Annotated in this window: 17 protein-coding genes and 3 pseudogenes; 7 read left to right on the top strand and 13 right to left on the bottom strand. The window is 69.1% G+C overall.

The features are described 5' to 3' along the window. Positions 1 to 367: 367 nt before the first annotated feature. From CFW40_RS34425 to CFW40_RS34415, 3 genes are all read right to left on the bottom strand, one after another. Positions 368 to 1834 carry an MDR family MFS transporter gene (locus tag CFW40_RS34425; RefSeq protein WP_088801631.1) on the bottom strand — a complete coding sequence of 489 codons (1467 nt, stop codon included), beginning with the start codon at positions 1832 to 1834 and terminating at the stop codon, positions 368 to 370. A gap of 361 nt (positions 1835 to 2195) precedes the next feature. Beyond that, a complete protein-coding gene (locus tag CFW40_RS34420) occupies positions 2196 to 2471 on the bottom strand; it encodes a hypothetical protein (protein ID WP_088802552.1) in 276 nt (91 codons plus the stop codon). Between the two features lie 143 nt (positions 2472 to 2614). Beyond that, the gene (locus CFW40_RS34415; protein WP_088801630.1) at positions 2615 to 3625 is read right to left on the bottom strand and encodes an aldo/keto reductase; all 1011 of its coding nucleotides are present in this window, start codon (positions 3623 to 3625) and stop codon (positions 2615 to 2617) included. A 365-nt stretch (positions 3626 to 3990) separates the two neighbouring features. Between CFW40_RS34415 and CFW40_RS34410 the strand changes: the two are divergent. Beyond that, positions 3991 to 4432: pseudogene (locus tag CFW40_RS34410) on the top strand (TetR-like C-terminal domain-containing protein); the annotation flags it as partial. Here the strand turns inward: CFW40_RS34410 and CFW40_RS34405 are convergent. The 8 genes from CFW40_RS34405 to CFW40_RS34375 form a co-directional block, all read right to left on the bottom strand. Then, a complete protein-coding gene (locus tag CFW40_RS34405) occupies positions 4392 to 5072 on the bottom strand; it encodes a S26 family signal peptidase (protein WP_256331117.1) in 681 nt (226 codons plus the stop codon). The pseudogene CFW40_RS34410 and the gene CFW40_RS34405 overlap by 41 nt on opposite strands. Next, complete coding sequence (locus CFW40_RS34400) at positions 5072 to 6928, bottom strand: ABC transporter ATP-binding protein (RefSeq protein WP_088801628.1); 1857 nt, start codon at positions 6926 to 6928, stop codon at positions 5072 to 5074. The genes CFW40_RS34405 and CFW40_RS34400 overlap by 1 nt, the downstream gene beginning before the upstream one ends. Then, on the bottom strand, positions 6925 to 7473 hold the full coding sequence (locus CFW40_RS34395) for a redoxin domain-containing protein (protein WP_088801626.1): 549 nt from the start codon (positions 7471 to 7473) through the stop codon (positions 6925 to 6927). The genes CFW40_RS34400 and CFW40_RS34395 overlap by 4 nt, the downstream gene beginning before the upstream one ends. Then, a complete protein-coding gene (locus CFW40_RS39080; protein ID WP_176956289.1) occupies positions 7379 to 8050 on the bottom strand; it encodes a MauE/DoxX family redox-associated membrane protein in 672 nt (223 codons plus the stop codon). The genes CFW40_RS34395 and CFW40_RS39080 overlap by 95 nt, the downstream gene beginning before the upstream one ends. 97 nt (positions 8051 to 8147) lie before the next feature. Beyond that, positions 8148 to 8321 (bottom strand): hypothetical protein, encoded by a 174-nt coding sequence (locus CFW40_RS37410; RefSeq protein WP_176956290.1) that lies wholly within the window; start codon positions 8319 to 8321, stop codon positions 8148 to 8150. An 82-nt stretch (positions 8322 to 8403) separates the two neighbouring features. Next, a complete protein-coding gene (locus CFW40_RS34385) occupies positions 8404 to 9243 on the bottom strand; it encodes an AraC family transcriptional regulator (RefSeq protein ID WP_143034509.1) in 840 nt (279 codons plus the stop codon). Positions 9244 to 9341: 98 nt separating this feature from the next. Then, complete coding sequence (locus tag CFW40_RS34380) at positions 9342 to 9881, bottom strand: hypothetical protein (protein WP_093649341.1); 540 nt, start codon at positions 9879 to 9881, stop codon at positions 9342 to 9344. A gap of 25 nt (positions 9882 to 9906) precedes the next feature. After that, positions 9907 to 10116 carry a hypothetical protein gene (locus CFW40_RS34375; RefSeq protein ID WP_088801618.1) on the bottom strand — a complete coding sequence of 70 codons (210 nt, stop codon included), beginning with the start codon at positions 10114 to 10116 and terminating at the stop codon, positions 9907 to 9909. Positions 10117 to 10537: 421 nt separating this feature from the next. On the opposite strand from CFW40_RS34375, the gene CFW40_RS34370 reads away from it, so the two are divergent. The 3 genes and pseudogenes from CFW40_RS34370 to CFW40_RS34360 all read left to right on the top strand — a co-directional run bounded on the left by CFW40_RS34370 (position 10538) and on the right by CFW40_RS34360 (position 12243). Further along, positions 10538 to 11530, top strand: coding sequence for a LuxR C-terminal-related transcriptional regulator (locus CFW40_RS34370; RefSeq protein WP_088801616.1), 993 nt, complete (start codon positions 10538 to 10540; stop codon positions 11528 to 11530). A gap of 77 nt (positions 11531 to 11607) precedes the next feature. Then, a pseudogene (locus CFW40_RS34365) lies at positions 11608 to 11873 on the top strand (transposase); the annotation flags it as partial. A 118-nt stretch (positions 11874 to 11991) separates the two neighbouring features. Next, positions 11992 to 12243 carry a hypothetical protein gene (locus tag CFW40_RS34360; protein WP_218136774.1) on the top strand — a complete coding sequence of 84 codons (252 nt, stop codon included), beginning with the start codon at positions 11992 to 11994 and terminating at the stop codon, positions 12241 to 12243. A 15-nt stretch (positions 12244 to 12258) separates the two neighbouring features. Here the strand turns inward: CFW40_RS34360 and CFW40_RS34355 are convergent, their stop codons facing one another. Further along, positions 12259 to 12876, bottom strand: coding sequence for a TetR/AcrR family transcriptional regulator (locus CFW40_RS34355; protein WP_088801614.1), 618 nt, complete (start codon positions 12874 to 12876; stop codon positions 12259 to 12261). A gap of 68 nt (positions 12877 to 12944) precedes the next feature. Here CFW40_RS34355 and CFW40_RS34350 point away from each other — a divergent pair, with 68 nt between their 5' ends. Further along, positions 12945 to 14279, top strand: a complete 1335-nt coding sequence (locus tag CFW40_RS34350; RefSeq protein ID WP_256331120.1) for an alpha/beta hydrolase — start codon at positions 12945 to 12947, stop codon at positions 14277 to 14279. Between the two features lie 212 nt (positions 14280 to 14491). Here CFW40_RS34350 and CFW40_RS34345 read toward each other — a convergent pair whose 3' ends face one another. Further along, complete coding sequence (locus tag CFW40_RS34345) at positions 14492 to 14833, bottom strand: barstar family protein (RefSeq protein WP_256331121.1); 342 nt, start codon at positions 14831 to 14833, stop codon at positions 14492 to 14494. Here CFW40_RS34345 and CFW40_RS34340 point away from each other — a divergent pair. After that, positions 14717 to 15052, top strand: a pseudogene (locus CFW40_RS34340) (fumarylacetoacetate hydrolase family protein); the annotation flags it as partial. The gene CFW40_RS34345 and the pseudogene CFW40_RS34340 sit on opposite strands and share 117 nt — an antisense overlap. A 172-nt stretch (positions 15053 to 15224) precedes the next feature. Then, a complete protein-coding gene (locus tag CFW40_RS38540; RefSeq protein WP_088801613.1) occupies positions 15225 to 15587 on the top strand; it encodes a helix-turn-helix domain-containing protein in 363 nt (120 codons plus the stop codon). Positions 15588 to 15703: the final 116 nt, after the last annotated feature.

The raw sequence follows: 15703 nt of genomic DNA, 5'->3' as shown, positions 1-15703 counted from the left end.
TGCGCGGCGGAGATGACCCGTTCGGGACTCACGGCGGATTTGAGGGCCGTGACGCCATCGGGATGTGTGCATCGGTAGTCGTGCGCACATCAGCAGATAGCTGAGTGCGTTTCCTCGACGTCGCGTCGGCGATATGGAGCGTTACGCGACGAAAGCCGAAGAGGCCCCTCGGGATTGCTCCCGAGGGGCCTCTGGGGGCTTGGCGGCAATGGTTGACGATGACGCCGGAGGAAAAAGGGCGCGCCTTCTCAGCGGAGCCGCTGAGGGTGCAAGCTCCTGGATGCCGCCGTGCGTTCCGGTGGGTGGCCGGCGCAGGCGGAGCGGTTTGCTCGTGACGAGAGGGGCGGGAGTTCGCTCCGCCCAGTCCTCATGATCCGATGAGTTGGTCCGCGGCGCTGTCGTCCTGGGCGGCGGCAGCGATCCGGCGCGGCAGTTTCGCGGCAATGATGATCGTCACCACGCTGAGAGCGGCGGCGACGCCGAAGGCCAGCTTCATTCCGCTCAGCTCGGCGGGCGCGGCGGCGGCGCCGTCGGCGAGCAGGTCGCCGGTGCGCGCGGACATCACGGTCACCACGAGTGCGGTCCCCAACGCGGCGGCGACCTGCTGCAACGTCCCGAGCATCGAGCTGCCGTGGGAGTACAGATGTGGAGGGAGCGCGCCCATGCCGAGCGTGAAGACGGGGGTGAACGTCGCCGCCAGGCTCACCATCAGCAGCGCGTGCAGTCCGAGCACCTGCCAGTACGGCATCGTCATCGAGACCTGGGTGAAACCGCAGAGGGCGAGCACCAATCCGATCGAGCCAGGGAGCACCAGCGGCCGGCTGCCGAACCGGTCGAACAGCTTTCCCACGGTCGGTCCGAGCAGTCCCATGGCCAGACCGCCCGGCATGACCAGCAAGCCGGTCTCCAGCGGACTGAGCCCGCGCACGTTCTGCAGGTACAGCGGCAGAAGGATCATCGACCCGAGCATCGCCAGGAAACCGACGGAGATGAGGGCCAGAGAAAGGCCATAGGTGCGGTGTCCGAGGGTTCGCAGGTCCATCAGGGGCGTGCCGGTGCGTTGCAGCTTGAGCTGGCGGATCACGAAAGCCGCGATGGCCGCGACCCCGGCGATGACGATGCCGATGCCGAGCCCGAACCTGCTGTCCGTCTCGCCGAGGAGGCTCAGGCCGTACACCAGGCCGCCGAAGCCGAGTGCCGCCACGGAAACACTGAGCCAGTCGATGGCGCTCACCTGCGGCTCGCTGATGTTGTCCACCTTGCGCAGCCCGAGCAGGGTCACCAGAGCCGCGATCGGCAGGACGACCACGAACAGCATCCGCCAGGAGCCGGCCTGCAGGATCAGCCCGGACACCGCAGGTCCGAGCGCGGGCGCCACCGAGATCGCCAGGGTGACGTTGCCCATCACCCGGCCGCGGTCCTGCTCGGGCACCACGATCATCAACGTGGTCATCAGCAGGGGCATCATCACGGCCGTACCTGCGGCCTGCACGACCCGCCCCAGCAGCAGCACCTCGAAGGAGGGCGCGACGGCCGACAGAGCGGTACCCGCGAGGAACACTCCCATCGCGATGGCGTAGGCCTGGCGGGTGGTGACCCGCTGCAGGAACCAGCCGGTGACCGGAATCACGGCGGCCATGGTCAGCATGAACGCCGTGGACACCCACTGCGCCGACTGCTGGGTGATGTGCAACGACTCCATCAACCGCGGGATGGCATTGATCAAGATCGTCTCGTTGAGGATCACCACGAATGTGGCCAGCACCAGCAGCCGCACCACGGTCGGTATGCGGCCCGCCTGCACGGCCGGTCGTTCTTGAATCGCAGCTGTCATGGCAGCACCTCGCTGGGGTTCCTGGGCTCAGTCGCCTCGCAGCCAGGGGCTGTCGGCACGAACGTGGGTGTGATTGTAGGAAGAGACCGGCATGCCCGGTAAGACTCATCGGCCGGCGCGAGTGTTTCGCATCTTCGCGCCGATCTCACCCGAATTTTCGCCCACCCCGCCGGCCTCCGGTCCCCGGCCCCGCCGTGACGAGGCCACCGAGCACGAACACGGCCCCGCTCTTTGGGCTCGGGGCCCGAGGCGGGCGGGCGCGGGCAGGCGGGGGCCGCGGTTGGCTGAGGACGTGGGCGGCCTCAATCAAATCGCCCCACCTGAGTTCTTCAAGGCGAGATACAGGAAAGGCGGTCGAAGATCAGAACGGAGCCGACAGACCGGAGTCGCGCAGGCGGGCCAGAGCAACAGACATGCACTGCTGAACAGTCCTCCCGTCGGCTCGCATCCCATGCGCCAACGGGCCGCCGCTGGCGGCGAACGTCCACGCTGGCGCGTTGTCGGCCAGTCTCTCGGCGTCCATCCTGATCATGGCGTTCACACCCTGCTCACCCAGCCACTCCAAGATCAGAAGCGTCACGTCCTCGACGCCGCGTTCCTCATCGATCTTCGGCCAACGGCCTCGGTTCCCCGTCATCACCCCGACTCTATCGAGGCTCCGGAGGTGGTCCAGGGGCCCAACCGACAAGTTCAGAGAACGCCCGCAAGCACCGCTGGGCCGACCACAGGGCTGTGAAGGCCGAGGCCAAGGACTCGTCGAAGGCCCGGCGGTAGCCCGGACTACCGGGAGCCCGCCACAGGGCGCGACTTGTAGAAGGACTCCTCCAGGTAGGCGGCCTCGTGCGGCTGGTAGGGCTCCTCCAAGTAGGCGGCCTCGTCTTCGTCGAGTTCGACGTCCACCGCGGCGACCGCGTCGGCCAGCTGGGCCGGCTTGGTGACCCCGACGATGGGCGAGGTCACCACCGGGTTGCTCATGACCCAGGCCAGGGCGACCTGGGCCGGGGACAGACCCCGCTTGCCCGCGATCTCATGGACGCGCTCGGCCACCGCCTGGTCCTCGTCGCGGTAGAGGATCTTGCCGCCCGCGTCGGTCTCGGCACGCGCCGTGGCCGTGTCCCGGGCCCGCGTCAGCCTGCCCCGCGCCAGCGGGCTCCACGGGATCACGCCGATGCCCTGGTCGGCGCAGAGCGGGAGCATCTCCCGCTCTGCTTCCCGGTGGATGAGGTTGTAGTGGTCCTGCATCGACACGAACCGGGTCCAGCCGTTCAGGTCAGCCAGGTACAGGGCCTTGGCGAACTGCCAGGCGTACATGGAAGAGGCTCCGATGTAGCGGACCTTCCCGGACTTGACCGCGTCGTGCAGCGCCTCGAGGGTTTCCTCGATCGGGGTGTCGTAGTCCCAGCGGTGGATCTGGTACAGGTCGATGTAGTCGGTCCCCAGCCGCCTCAGGGAAGCGTCGAGCTCGGCGAAGATCGCCTTGCGGGACAGCCCGGCGCCGTTCGGGCCGGGTCGCATCCGCATCCATACCTTGGTGGAGAGAACGACCTCCTCGCGCCGGGCGAAGTCTTTGACCGCCCGGCCGACGATCTCCTCGCTGCTTCCGGCGCTGTACCCATTGGCCGTATCGAGGAAGTTGACACCGCTCTCAAGGGCCTGCTTGATGATGTCCCGGCTGGCGTCCGCGCCCAGCGACCATGGCTCACCACCCTGGTCCGGCTCGCCGAAGCTCATACAGCCGAGGGTGATGGCGGAGACTTCCAGCCCGGTCGTTCCGAGTTTGATGTATCGCATGCGTCCGAACCTAGGAGTTAGCGTGCGCTCTAACGCAAATACGTCTCGGTCCGGAATTCGGAGGCGTGTGGCATGTGCGCCCTGTCAGGTTTCGACCGTTTCAGCCGGACGTCAGCGAACCCAGTGGTAGTGGGTAACAAACTGTCAATTCTCAGCCGAGCGCGTGGGGCACTACTCAGCCCCCGACGGCAAACCGCCCTCGCGGGTCCGTCGCCACGACCGATCATCGCTCGATCACTAAGGTCCGGCGCCGGGAAGGCCGTGAGTTCAGCGAGACGGACGTGCGGGTGTCGGTCATGACTCTCCTCGTTCTTCGGCCACCACGAAGGCGTTATCGGTTATCTCTTCGGTTAGATCGCCTCTGTGGGCTGGCCGACGTCATCCGGGAATGGGCCCACAGCGACCCGCAGCAGTACTTCCTCATCTACGGCACGCCCGTCCCCGGCTATCACGCGCCCGACGACATCACCGCGACTCGTCCGAGGTGATGACGGTGCTGCTCGAAGCCTGCGAGGGGCTGTCGGCGGACAGCCCGGCGACGCCCTTCGACACCCACCTGGAGGACCACCGCGAGTGGGCCGGCGGCCATCCGGCGACAGCCGCGGCGCTGCATCGCGCGCTGTCCTTCTGGACCCGTCTGTACGGTGTGCTGTCACTCGAACTCGCCGGCACTTCACTGGAATGGCGTTCGCCCCCGACCTGCTGATCACCGAGGAACTGAAGGCCCTGCCGCCGCGGTGGGCCAACCCCTGGGCTGCCCACTCGGTCAGCGGCGCGCCGAACTGCCTGGCTGGCTCGGTGTGTTGACCAGCGGCGTTTCCGGGACGGCTGACGCGCGCACGATGCCGAGGACCCGTGCCGCGGGGAAATAGCCGTACTGGCGTGAGTCGAGGCTGGCCTGGGGGTTATCGCCGAGGAGAACCAGCCGACCGGCCGGCACGTGTCGTTCGGGCACCGTTGCCAATGCCGGTACGGCGGCCCGGGGAACCGGGTCTCCCGGTACCGCCGCGACCCGCTTGATGATCCAGTGTCGGCCTTGCACCTCACCGGGCCCGTCGGCCGGGCGCAGCGGAGGCTGTCGCCATTGTCCCTCTGGTGCCTGGCGTTCGATGACCACGACGTGCCCGGGTGAGGGCGTGGCACCGCGCTCGACGAGGACCTGGTCGCCGTCGTGGTAGCCGGGCTCCATACTGCGGCCGCGTACGGTCACTCGGACGACGCGGCGTCCGAGGAGACGGGCGGCCGCGAGCGCGGTGCCCAGGAGCGCGGCCGGGGTTCCCAGCAGCGCGCCCCACGCCCATCCGAGCGTCGGCCCGGTCAGCGCGGCGCCGGCAGCCAGGGCCGTCGCGGACATGAGGAGCGCGCCCCGCGCCACCCGGGAGCGGCGCCGCCGGCGGGAGGGGTGGCGCAGGTCCGGCAGGGCGGGGCCTGGCCGGGCGGGTGTCATCAGCGGCCTCCCGTGAGCAGTTCGGGGCCGGGCTCGTGGTCGCCGTCGTCTCCGTATCCGTGTGCCTGGAGCGAGAAGAGTCTGGCGTACTCGCCACCCCACGCCATCAGCTCGGCGTGGTCGCCCTGTTCCGTGATCCGGCCGTCCGCCAGGACCACGATCCGGTCCGCTTGGCGCACCGCGCCCAGCCGGTGGGAGACCAGCACGCTGGTCCGCCCGGCCCGGTGGGTCTTGAGGGCTTCGTGGATCTCGTGTTCGGCCACTGCGTCCAGCCCTGCCGAGGGCTCGTCGAGGATCATCAGGTCCCGCTGGTCGCGGAGGAACGCCCGGGCGAGCGCGAGTCGTTGCCACTGTCCGCCGGAGAGCTCGACCCCGGCTTCCGTATCGCCGTCCGCCGTGCCGTCGGCGAACGTGCGGGAGAGCAGGGTGCTGTATCCGCGCGGGAGGCGGGAGACCTGGCCGTGAACGCCGGCCCGGTCGGCGGCGACCCGGATCCTGCCCCGGTCGTGCATCGCCGCGGGGTCGCCGAGGGCGATGTTCTCCGCCGCGGTCAGGTCGTAGCGCATGAAGTCCTGGAACACCGCACCGATGCGTTCGCGGAGCCGGGCCGGATCCATCTCCCGCAGGTCCACGCCGTCCCACAGCACCGCGCCGCGCGTCGGGTCGTAGAACCGGCAAATGAGTTTGATCAACGTGGACTTACCCGCCCCGTTGAGGCCGACGAGGGCCAGCGAGGTGCCGTGCGGGATGCGCAGATCGAGTCCGCGCAGGACCCACGGCTGGTGGTCGGCGTACCTGAACCACACGTCGCGGAATTCGATGCCTTGCCGCAGCGGAGCCGTGGCCACGGTGCGCACGAGGACGGGCAGGTCGGGGCCGGCAGTGGTCACGGCCGCGTAGTGGTCCAGCATCAGCAGTGCCTGGTGCGAGCGGGCCACGTCGCCCGCCATCGAGGTCAGGGCGCTCTGCACGCCCGCGACCGAGGCGACGAAGACGGTGATGTCGCCGATGGAGAGGGTGCCGGACCGTGCCGCCGTCACCGACCAGAGCAGACCGGCCCCCGAGACCGCGGCGGCCAGCAGGCCCAGTCCGCTCTGTACGCGGACCTCGCGCCGGTCGACCGCGCGGCGGGCCGCGTTCGCCGCGCGCCGCTCGGTCAGCATCCGGCCGCGCAGGAAATCGCCGGTCCCGAACAGCCGCACCTCCTTGGCGGACCGCACGGTGCCCAGGAGTTCGCTGTAGAAGGTCTCGCGGCGTTCGGCCGGGCCGATGTCCCAGAACATCCGCGCCCGCCGCCGCGAAATACCGATCTCCGCGAGGAGCGCGGGTACGCCGGCCAGCAGCACCAGCACCCCCATGACCGGGCTGATCACGATCAGCGTGACGAGGAAGCCGTTGACGGTGACGACGGCCCGCAGGACGCCGAGGACGCCGTCGACTGCTTGGTTCGGCGACACGCGGCCCGCCTGCTGGGCGAGCCGCAGCCGGTCCAGGAAGTCGGGGTCCTCGAACCGGCGGAGCCCCACGAGTTCGTTGACCGCGCCGAACAGCCGGTCCTGGGCGAGGAGTCCGACGGCGCGTTCCAGCTCGGCCCGTACGAAGGAGGTGAGGTGCGGGAGCAGGCCGGCGATGACACCGGCCGCCCCGAGGCCCAGGCCCGAGGTGATCAGCGAGCCGTAGGAGGAGCCCTGCACCAGCCCGTCGAGTGTCCGCTTCGTCAGCCAGGCCGCCGCCACGGGGAGGAGTCCGGCGGCCACGTTGAGGGTCACGTACAGGGCCAGGGCCCCGGGCGCGGCGTGCCGGGCGAGGGTGAACGCGGCCGCGAGGCGCCGGACGCCCGGACGGGTGGTGGTCATGCCGCCAGGGCGGCGGGCGCGTCCAGCCGCACGTCGTTGTCGGTGACCACGGTGCCGCCGACGCCGTCGGGCGAGACCGTCAGCACGGTGGGGAACGCCTTCACCTTGAAGGCGGCGGTGAGCAGGCCGTCCGACCGCTCGGAGACCACTCGGGCGACGGGGCTCAGCTGCTCGATGAACCCGCGGGACTCCTCGGCGTCACCGACGATGGCCACCAGTACCCGCTCGCGGGCGATGCCGCGGCGCTCCACGTGCTCCACGAACTTGGGCAGCTTGTCCTTGCACGGCCCGCAGGTCGGGGAGAAGAACGCCACCAGGGTGTCTTCCTCGGGCAGTTGGTGGGTCACCTCCTCGCCGTCCACGCTGGAGGAGGTGAACTCGCCCACGTGCTCGCCGACGTTGATGGTGTACGTGTCGACGGCCGAGGTGTTGGCGAGCAGCGCGGTGTGGTCACGCAGCCTCTTCACGACGCCCAGGGTGAGAATGAGATCCAGCACGCACAGGGCGCCCACCAGCACCAGGGCCGGGATGAGGAACGGCATCATGATTCTCCTTAGGTCGGGCCGGACGCTGTCGAGCGGCGCCTGGGCCGTGCTGGGTGGGGTGGAAGAGCGCGACGAGGTCGTCAAGGACCGTGACCAGCCCTCCCAGCAACAGGCCGAGCCCGGCGGGTACGACGGACCGGCTCAGGGCCGTCGGGTATCCGGCCCCGACGGTCCAGAGCGCGCCGAGGACGGCGAGCGCGGCGAGGACGGTGTTGCGTATGAGATGGCGGGGGCCGAGCGGTGTGGTCGAGGCCCCGAAGCAGCGGCAGGGGGTGCGGCTCCCCCGGCGCACGGTGACCGCGATGGCCGCGGTGAACACCGTGAGCAGCAGGGCCGCCAGCCCCAGTCCGGCGGCGGGCAGGAGACGGTGGGGCATCAGCAGCAGGGTGCAGGAGGTGAATTCCGCGAGCACCACGCAGCCGCCGACCGCGGTCACGGTCTGCGGCGGGAGCAGTCTCATGTCACGCAGGGAGGCCACGAAGGAGGGAAATGCCTGCCGTCCGACCGATTTGCTGATGGCGGACGTCAGAAAGATAATTCCGATGAGGCAGCGGATCCCTATTGCCGCATACGGCATTGAATTCCCTCCCGTGGGTTCAGGTCGATTCATGGGAGCGGGCCTTGCGGTGCGGCGGGCCGGGGTGTGCCGGCCCGCCGCACCGCATGATGGGGGTTCAGCAGTTGCCGGACAGGCAGGTGAGCGCGCCGGTGCACGTGTTCACCTTGCAGGCGGAGTGAGCGCACTGCCAGCAGTCGTTCCAGCAGTTCGTGCCGCATGCCGAGGCGTCGACACGGGGCACGAGACGTTCCAGCAGGGCACTGCCGACGGCTTCGAGCTTCTTGAACATGCCACCACTTCCTGTGGTCGTCGGGACGGGTTCGATGCCGCACGTTTCCTTTCCGGTACCGGCCGGGAAACCTGCGGCCTTCCTACCGGGCGAGTTCCGGCGATGCACACTGTGCCGGTCGCACGCGGCTGCGGTCTTGTAAAAAATCGGAGTGCTCCCGACGCCCTCGCAGAATGCGCGCCGGGAATCCGGTCATTGTCTTGCATTCGCGGCTGAAGTGCGCTTGGTCGTAATAGCCGGCCAGCAGCGCGGCCTCGGCGGCGGAGTGCCCGTCGGAGAGCAGACGCAGGCTGCGACGCAGCCGCATGATGCGGGCTGCCACCTTGGGCGTCACGCCTGTCTGCTCCACGAAGCGGCGTTCGAGCTGGCTCTGGCTCCAGCCGACATCGTGCGCCAGCTGGGCGATGGAGGCTCCCGGGTGCTGCACCAGGTGCCGCCAGGCGCGGGCGACGGACGGCGCGTGACTCGGGCCCGGCGGCAGGAGCGCGGAGAGTGCCGCGTCCAGCAGGTCGAACCGGCCATGCCAGTCGGGTCGGGCTGCCAGCGCCGCCGACAGGCCGTCGGCGAGATATCCAGGTTCACCGGTGAGGTCGGACATCTCCCGCACGATGTTGAGGAGTTCGCTCATCGGGATGCGGAACAGCCGGTAGGCCGTCCACGGTGTCATCTCGATCTCGACGCCGACCAGCCCGGAGTCGTGCTCGCTGAGCAGGGCACCCGTCCGCAGTCCGCTCACCGGAGCGGTGTACGCCTTGGTGGGGAACGGGCCGCCGGGAGTGTCGCCCATGCGTACGCTTCCCCCGAGCAGGAGGGTCACCGAGACCGCGTCGGTGGGCAGCTCCAGATGTCTGCACGGAGTGCGGCCTGTCAGGCGGAAGCCTCGGTAGCGCAGCACGCCGGGGCGCAGGTCGGGCCGTGGCAAGCGCTGGACGTGTTCACCGCTTGTCACAGGGCATGCCGAATAGTCCACCTGTGGTCCTTCCTTGTCGGGATCGGTCGGGCGGGGGGCGTGCGTGGTGTTCAACACAGCCCGTCGGATGCGCCCACTTCGATGAGCTGCCCGCTGATGCCCTGCGCGTCCGCGGCGAGGAGGAGCAGGACGGCGCCCGCGATGTGCTCGGCCGGTGTGCCGTCCAAGGCGACGAGGGCGTTGACCTTGACGTGGGCCGTAATGGCCGCCCGGACCCACCGGGCCGTCTCCCGGGCATGCCTCGGGGATGTCACCAGCACGATGCGGGCCTGATTTCCGGCGCCGAGCATGGTGCGGCGTACGGCGTCGGCGACGGGGAAGTCGGGCGCGTCACCTGGCAGCAGGTCCACGAGGCAGTCGATCCGGCCCAGTTCGGCCGTCACTTCGGCCAACATCCGTTGCGTCGCCCCGGTGTCGCCGGGCGCGAGTTCATAGGGCAGGGCTACGGCGGGTGCCGCCGCGAACTCCCGGACAAATAAGGCGACTTGATCGGCGGAGGGGCAGGCGACCGCCACCGCCGTACCGTCGGCTGTCAGCCTGGCGCACACCCGGCGCCCGACAGGGCCGTGTCCGTGGAGGAGCAGTGCCACGCGAGCCTGCGAAGAAGGCGCGGGCTCAGACATCCCGGGCGCTTCCGCCACCGGTGCTCGGTGACGCAGAGGCGCGCGGCCAGATGAAGTCGTCGGGTATCGCGTCGGCGGCCTGTGCGGACGTCGCGCGAAGCGCCGGTGCGCCATGCCCTGGTGCGCCGACGACGCCACGGGTGCCGAACATCGCGGCGAGCGGGGCCGGGGCTACGGGCAGACATCGTCCGGTGATCTTCATGTTCTCTCCTTTGCGCTGCCGGAGGCGAGCGGCCTGGACCGGCCGATGGCCTCAACGCAGTGAACAGAGAAGCACCGGGCAGAAAAGACCGTAAGGCCACTCCTGTGGCATCCCGTTGCCATGCAACTGCCTGCCACAGCAGGGCATCGCGGGAGTGACGGGGCTCGACCGTAAATAGCCTGGCCCGCGCCGACGGGGCACAGGACGATGGCACCGGACTTCCTGCGACCGGTTTTGAGGGAGAGCATGGGAACCTGCCACCGACCAGAGCCGTTCGGCAGGTCTGCGATGCCCCATCGGCTTCCTGCCCGGGCTCACCGACCCCCGGCCTTCGGACGGCCCGCCCGCGACGGCCGCCCCTCCCCCGGCGCCCCGGGAAGCGAGGCAGCCCCACGCCGCCGCCGGTTCAGGGAGAACCGCCATGGATGAGCCGCCTACGCTCGATGGCGGAGATCTCGCGGTATACCGGGCCATACTGCTCCATGACGAGCACGACCGGATGCGCCTGGCCGACAGGCTCGGCATGCCCGAACCACAGGTGCGCAGGGCGATCGAGCGCCTGACGGCCATGGCACTGCTGCGCCCTTCCTGGGAACAGCCCGATCTGCTCCGGGCGGTCAGCCCCGATCTGGGCTTGGAGCTGATGCTGCAGCGCGAGCAAGAGGATCTGGCTCTGCGCCAGGAGCGGCTGGCTCAGACCCGTACGGCGCTGGCGACGCTCGCCACCGAGTACGCCTCGGCCGACGCGACCGTCGTGTCTGCCTCCGACGGTACGGAGCTGCTGATGGGGCTCGACCGGATTCGCACCCGGCTGGAGACGCTCGCCACACGCTGCGCGCGCCAGGCGGACTCCTTCCAACCGGGCGGCTCGCTGCCCACGGAGGCGATCGCGGCGGGACAGTCGCTGAACGAACAGGCGATGCTGCGCGGAGTGAAATTCCGCAGCCTCTATCTGCAGAGCATCACCAATGACCGGGCCACCGCCGACTACGTCCAGTGGGCCAGGAGCTACGGCAGCGAGATCCGCCTCGCGCCGTCACTGCCGATGCGGCTGCTGATCGTCGACCACGAGGAAGCCGTCATCCCGGGCAATCCCGTGAACGGGCAGCCCACCGCCCTGCTGATCCGTACGCCGCCCGTGATCAGGGCGCTGGAGGCGCTCTTCGAGGCGTACTGGAAGGACGCCGAGCCGATGACACCGCCCTGCGAGGGCCCGGCCGGGCCGGAGCCGACTCCCCAGGAACGGGAATTGCTGCGCATGCTCGCGCACGGCGACAAGGACGAGGCCGTGGCCCGGGCCCTCGGCGTATCGGTGCGCACGGAGCGGCGCATGGTAGCCGAGCTACTGGCCCGGATCGGTGCGGGCAGCCGCTTCGAACTGGCCGTGAAGGCGGCCAAGTTGGGGTGGATCTGAGTTTGCTGCCTGGCCGCGTGGGTTCGCCGGTTCACTTACTGATCGTTTCAGAATGAGTTCGGTGCAGGGGCTTGGCGGAGCTGTTCGCCGACCGTGGCTACGACTTCGACAAGTACCGGCGCCTCGTCCGGGCCCGCGGGATCACACCGAGGATCGCTCGCCGCGGCACCCCACACGGCTCCGGCTGGGCAGGCCCCGCTGGGTCGTCGAGCGCACCTTCGCCTGGCTCCACCAGTTCAAACGACTCCGCATCCGCTACGAGATACGAGCCGACCTTCACCTCGGAATGCTCCAACTCGCCTGCAACATGACCTGCTTGAGACCACTCCGAACCTCATTCTGAAACCATCAGTAAGAGATTCCGCTGGTCCGGGCGGCGGTATCGCGGCGCTCGCGACGGCGCCCCTACCCGCAGCATCTCTTAGTTCAGAGAAGCCTGCATCCGCTGCCCCGTCCTCCAGATGGATCCCCGCCAGAGGCCACGCCTCATCGAGATCATCCAGAACCTCCGAGAGCGCATCAGCGAAGCCCGCGCCAACGGCCGGCTCGGCGAGGTCGAGGGACTCCAGGTCAGCTTCGACGCTGCGATGGTCATGCTCAACAGCCTCAAGCGATCTCCGACCGATGGTCGGCCGCAGCTGGTCGACCTTGGCATGCCGGTCTTCACCGACCACGCACCCTCGCCCCGGCAGGGACCGGGAGGGCCCCGATAACCGGCCCTGATCCTGTCAATGAGCGAGTTCTGCTTGGCGAAGACTGCGGAACACCGCCGGGGTCGTCCATCCGCGCAACGTGGCGTGAATCGTCGAGCGGAATGCGGCCTCGGCCGTCGCGGCGTCGAAGGCCCCGGCCAGTTCAAGAGTCACAAGCCCGTGGAGGGTGGCCCAGATCGACAGGGCGATCGACGTTGCCTCGCCGACGAGGACGGACGCTGTCACGGCGCGATCGATCGCCGCGAGGAGCGGACGGATGGGGTCACTGGCACCGACCTCCCCCGACGGGTCGAAAGACTGCACACCACCGAACAGCACCGTGTACAGGTGGCTGTGTCCTCGCCCCCAGCGACGGTAGGCGACGGCCAGCGCGTAGAGGTCGGCGAGCGGGTCCGTGGAGGTCTGCACCGCCGACACGTCCTGGAACAGGCCGGCGACGGCTCTATCGCGCACCGCACCGATCAGCCCGTCCTTACCGCCGAACAGGGAGTACACCGCCGTCGTCGACGCCTCGGCGGCAGCGGCCACGGCGCGGACCGTGAGCGACTCTCGCGGACGGGTGGCGAGCATCTCGGTCGCGCACTCCACAAGCCGCTCTTTGACGGCCTCGTCGTTTGTTCTCGGCCTACCCACGGCCAGCAGCCTACCCCCTCTGATAACGTCGTTTTGAAACAGCGTTCTGAAATTTTTGGAGGTCTGTCGTGCCCACGTCCGCCATACGTCTCGTCCGCTTCACCGGACGCTTACTGCTGGCCCTGGCCGCCGTTACGATGCTGGTCGTCGTCTTTCTCGCACTGATCGCCCTCACGGACGGGGCAGGCTCGGGGCTCGCCGCATGGTTGACGACCCTTGGAGTCGGAGCTGTCCTCGCGATGTGGCTGGGTCGGCGCCGTACTTGGCCGGCGCGGCTCGTGCCGTTTCTGCCGGTGGTTGTTGCGGCAGCATTGACGGCGTCGGTCTGTATCCCGACGGTGCCGACGGCCCGGCGATACCCGCTCGCCCTGCCGTTCGTGGCCACGCAGCACTGGAGCCTGGCCACCGGCAGCCGGGTAGCGGTGTACCACTACCCGCCCGCGAACCCCGGCCCCCGGCATCCCATCCCGTTCGTGTACCTCAACGGCGGACCGGTCCGTGGCATCTCGGTGCTCGACCATCGGTTCCTGCAACTCCTGGCACGCCAGGGCTATGACGTCTACGCCTATGAACAGGCCGGTGGCGGACGAAGCGACCTGCTTCCCATGGGCCAGTACACGATCTCCAGGTCGGTCCGTGACCTCGCCGCCTTCGCCGACCGCCTGAACAAGGGCAAGGTCGACATCCTCGGATTCTCCTCAGGCGGGGCCGTGCTCACCCGAGCCCTGGCTGACCCGAGCGTCGCCGCCCGCCTGCACCGGGCGATCATTGCTGAGCCCGGCCCCATGGACGGCCCCACCGCACACATCACCGGGCGCAGGGGCCGAAAATCCGCGCGCGGCCTCGCGCCGGCCATGACCGGACCGCGATCGACGCACGTCCCCCGGTACGCCGTGGCGTTCGGCCTTATGGGACTCGGGCTCCTCACCCCCGACACCGGACTGATCGGACAGGCCGAAGGCGACAACGCCTTCACCGCCGCCGACCTCGGCAGCGACACCGCATCCGCCTACTGCGCGCGCGACGCACACCGCATCCCCGCCGAGGACACCGCACGGAACTTCTCCTTCAGTCCCGCCGCCAGCCTCCGCATCCAGCAGACGGTCAAGGACTCCCCCTCCATCGCTTCGAAGCTGAGGCGCTCCCGGACCCCCGCGATGCTGATGATCGCCGAGTGCTCCTCCCAGGTTCGTCAATGGGAGACCACCGTCCTTGCCAATGACCCCGCCATCCAGCGCACGCAGTACCTGCCCGGAGTCGGACACCACATGTGGAACGGCCTGGACGACAACAACGACCGAGCTGCCGCTGTCATCACCGCCTTCCTTCAGGACAAGCCAGCCCCCCTGCCGAACTACCCGACCCGCGACGAGATCCCTGCCTTCTTGCACGACCGCAAATGAAGACGTTGCAGCCCGTCAACGGCAATGGCTGGCGAACCCTCGAAGCCGTCCGGGTCCTGCGTCAGCCAAGGACGACCTCTTAGTGCGGAAAAGGGCCAGCGGACTTGTAGAACTCCTTGCACGAGCACTTCGTGAGAGCGGCTGTGATGTCGATGTTGAGCATCTCCACGTCCACCTCCCCCGCGTGCTGAACAAGGCGTCCTCGTGACCAGTCACTGGAGTCGCAGGATGCCGGGAGCGCGATCGTCGAAGATCTCGACGAGCCAGTCGAAGACAGTGGATCCGCGCCCTTCTCTCGCTGTGGCAAGGTCGGCGCTGACACAAGAGCGGTTCGTGGGGTGACAGCGTGACAACCGGATCTCCAACTGGCGAGCTGTCTCCGGATAACCGAGATGCTCGCGAGATACCTGGTGGTCGCGCCACTCCACCACATAGTCATCGTCGTCGGGCGTCCCGAAGCCACCGCTGAGGCAGTCGGCGAAGGCATCGAGGTTGGCGCCCCCGTCCCCCGCCCGCGCCAGGCGTTCGCGGTCGCGCTGAACTACGCGGATCACATCGAGGAGTCCGCCCTCGATACTCCCGCTCAGCCGGCCGTCTTCACCAAGTATCCGACCTCGCTGGCCGGCCCGTACGACACGGTGGAGTTGCCCAGTGGGATGGTGGACTGGGAGGTCGAGCTGGTCGCGGTCATCGGTCTCCGCGCCCATCGGGTGCGTGCGGAGGATGCCTGGAAGCACGTCGCCGGTCTCACGCTGGGGCAGGATCTCTCGGCCCGCCGTATCCAACTCCAGGGGCCGGCATCGCAGTTCGCGCTCGGCAAGTCGTTCCCGGGGCCCGCCGCCGACTGGACGAGCTGGTCGTCGCCGCCGACGACCCCGACGACCTCGGTCGTATGGGGACCGCCCTGGACCGCCTGGAGATGCCGTACGCCCGCGATGGGCATGCTTGCGCGCCGTCGATCGGGGGACGGAGGTGACCGTCACCGTCGAAGTGCAGCCCCGTCTCCTGCAGCCGGCCGCCGCGTCCGTGCCCTGCAACGGGTCCGGCCGCGCCGATCGGGTCGGGGGCCGGGCACCGGCGGTCCTGCGCGAGGGCGCCGTCCGGTCGCGCCGCCTGGGGCATGGGGTGCTGGGGTCGACAGATCAGGAGGCCTCGCTGCGGGCCACCGCGGGCACCCTGCACGTGGCCCGCAACACCGTCACCTACCGCGTCAAACGCGCCGAAGAACTCCTGGCCACGGCCACCGCCGCAGGCAACTCACTGAAACTGCGGCTCGCTCTGGAAATCGCCCGCACCCTGCTCGGCTGACGTCACCGCCATGGCACCACCGGCGCAACACCACCGGCACGGAGTGAAACAACCCTTTTGCCCGCAATCCTCGCCGAGCATCGCGGGATACCGGATATCCGCATGGATGGGTGAGT

The sequence above is a fragment of the Streptomyces sp. 2114.4 genome, assembly GCF_900187385.1.
GTDB classification, from domain to species: domain Bacteria; phylum Actinomycetota; class Actinomycetes; order Streptomycetales; family Streptomycetaceae; genus Streptomyces; species Streptomyces mooreae.
The sequence above is the reverse complement of the archived record's forward strand: the minus strand, read 5'-3'. Positions and strand labels throughout refer to the sequence as shown.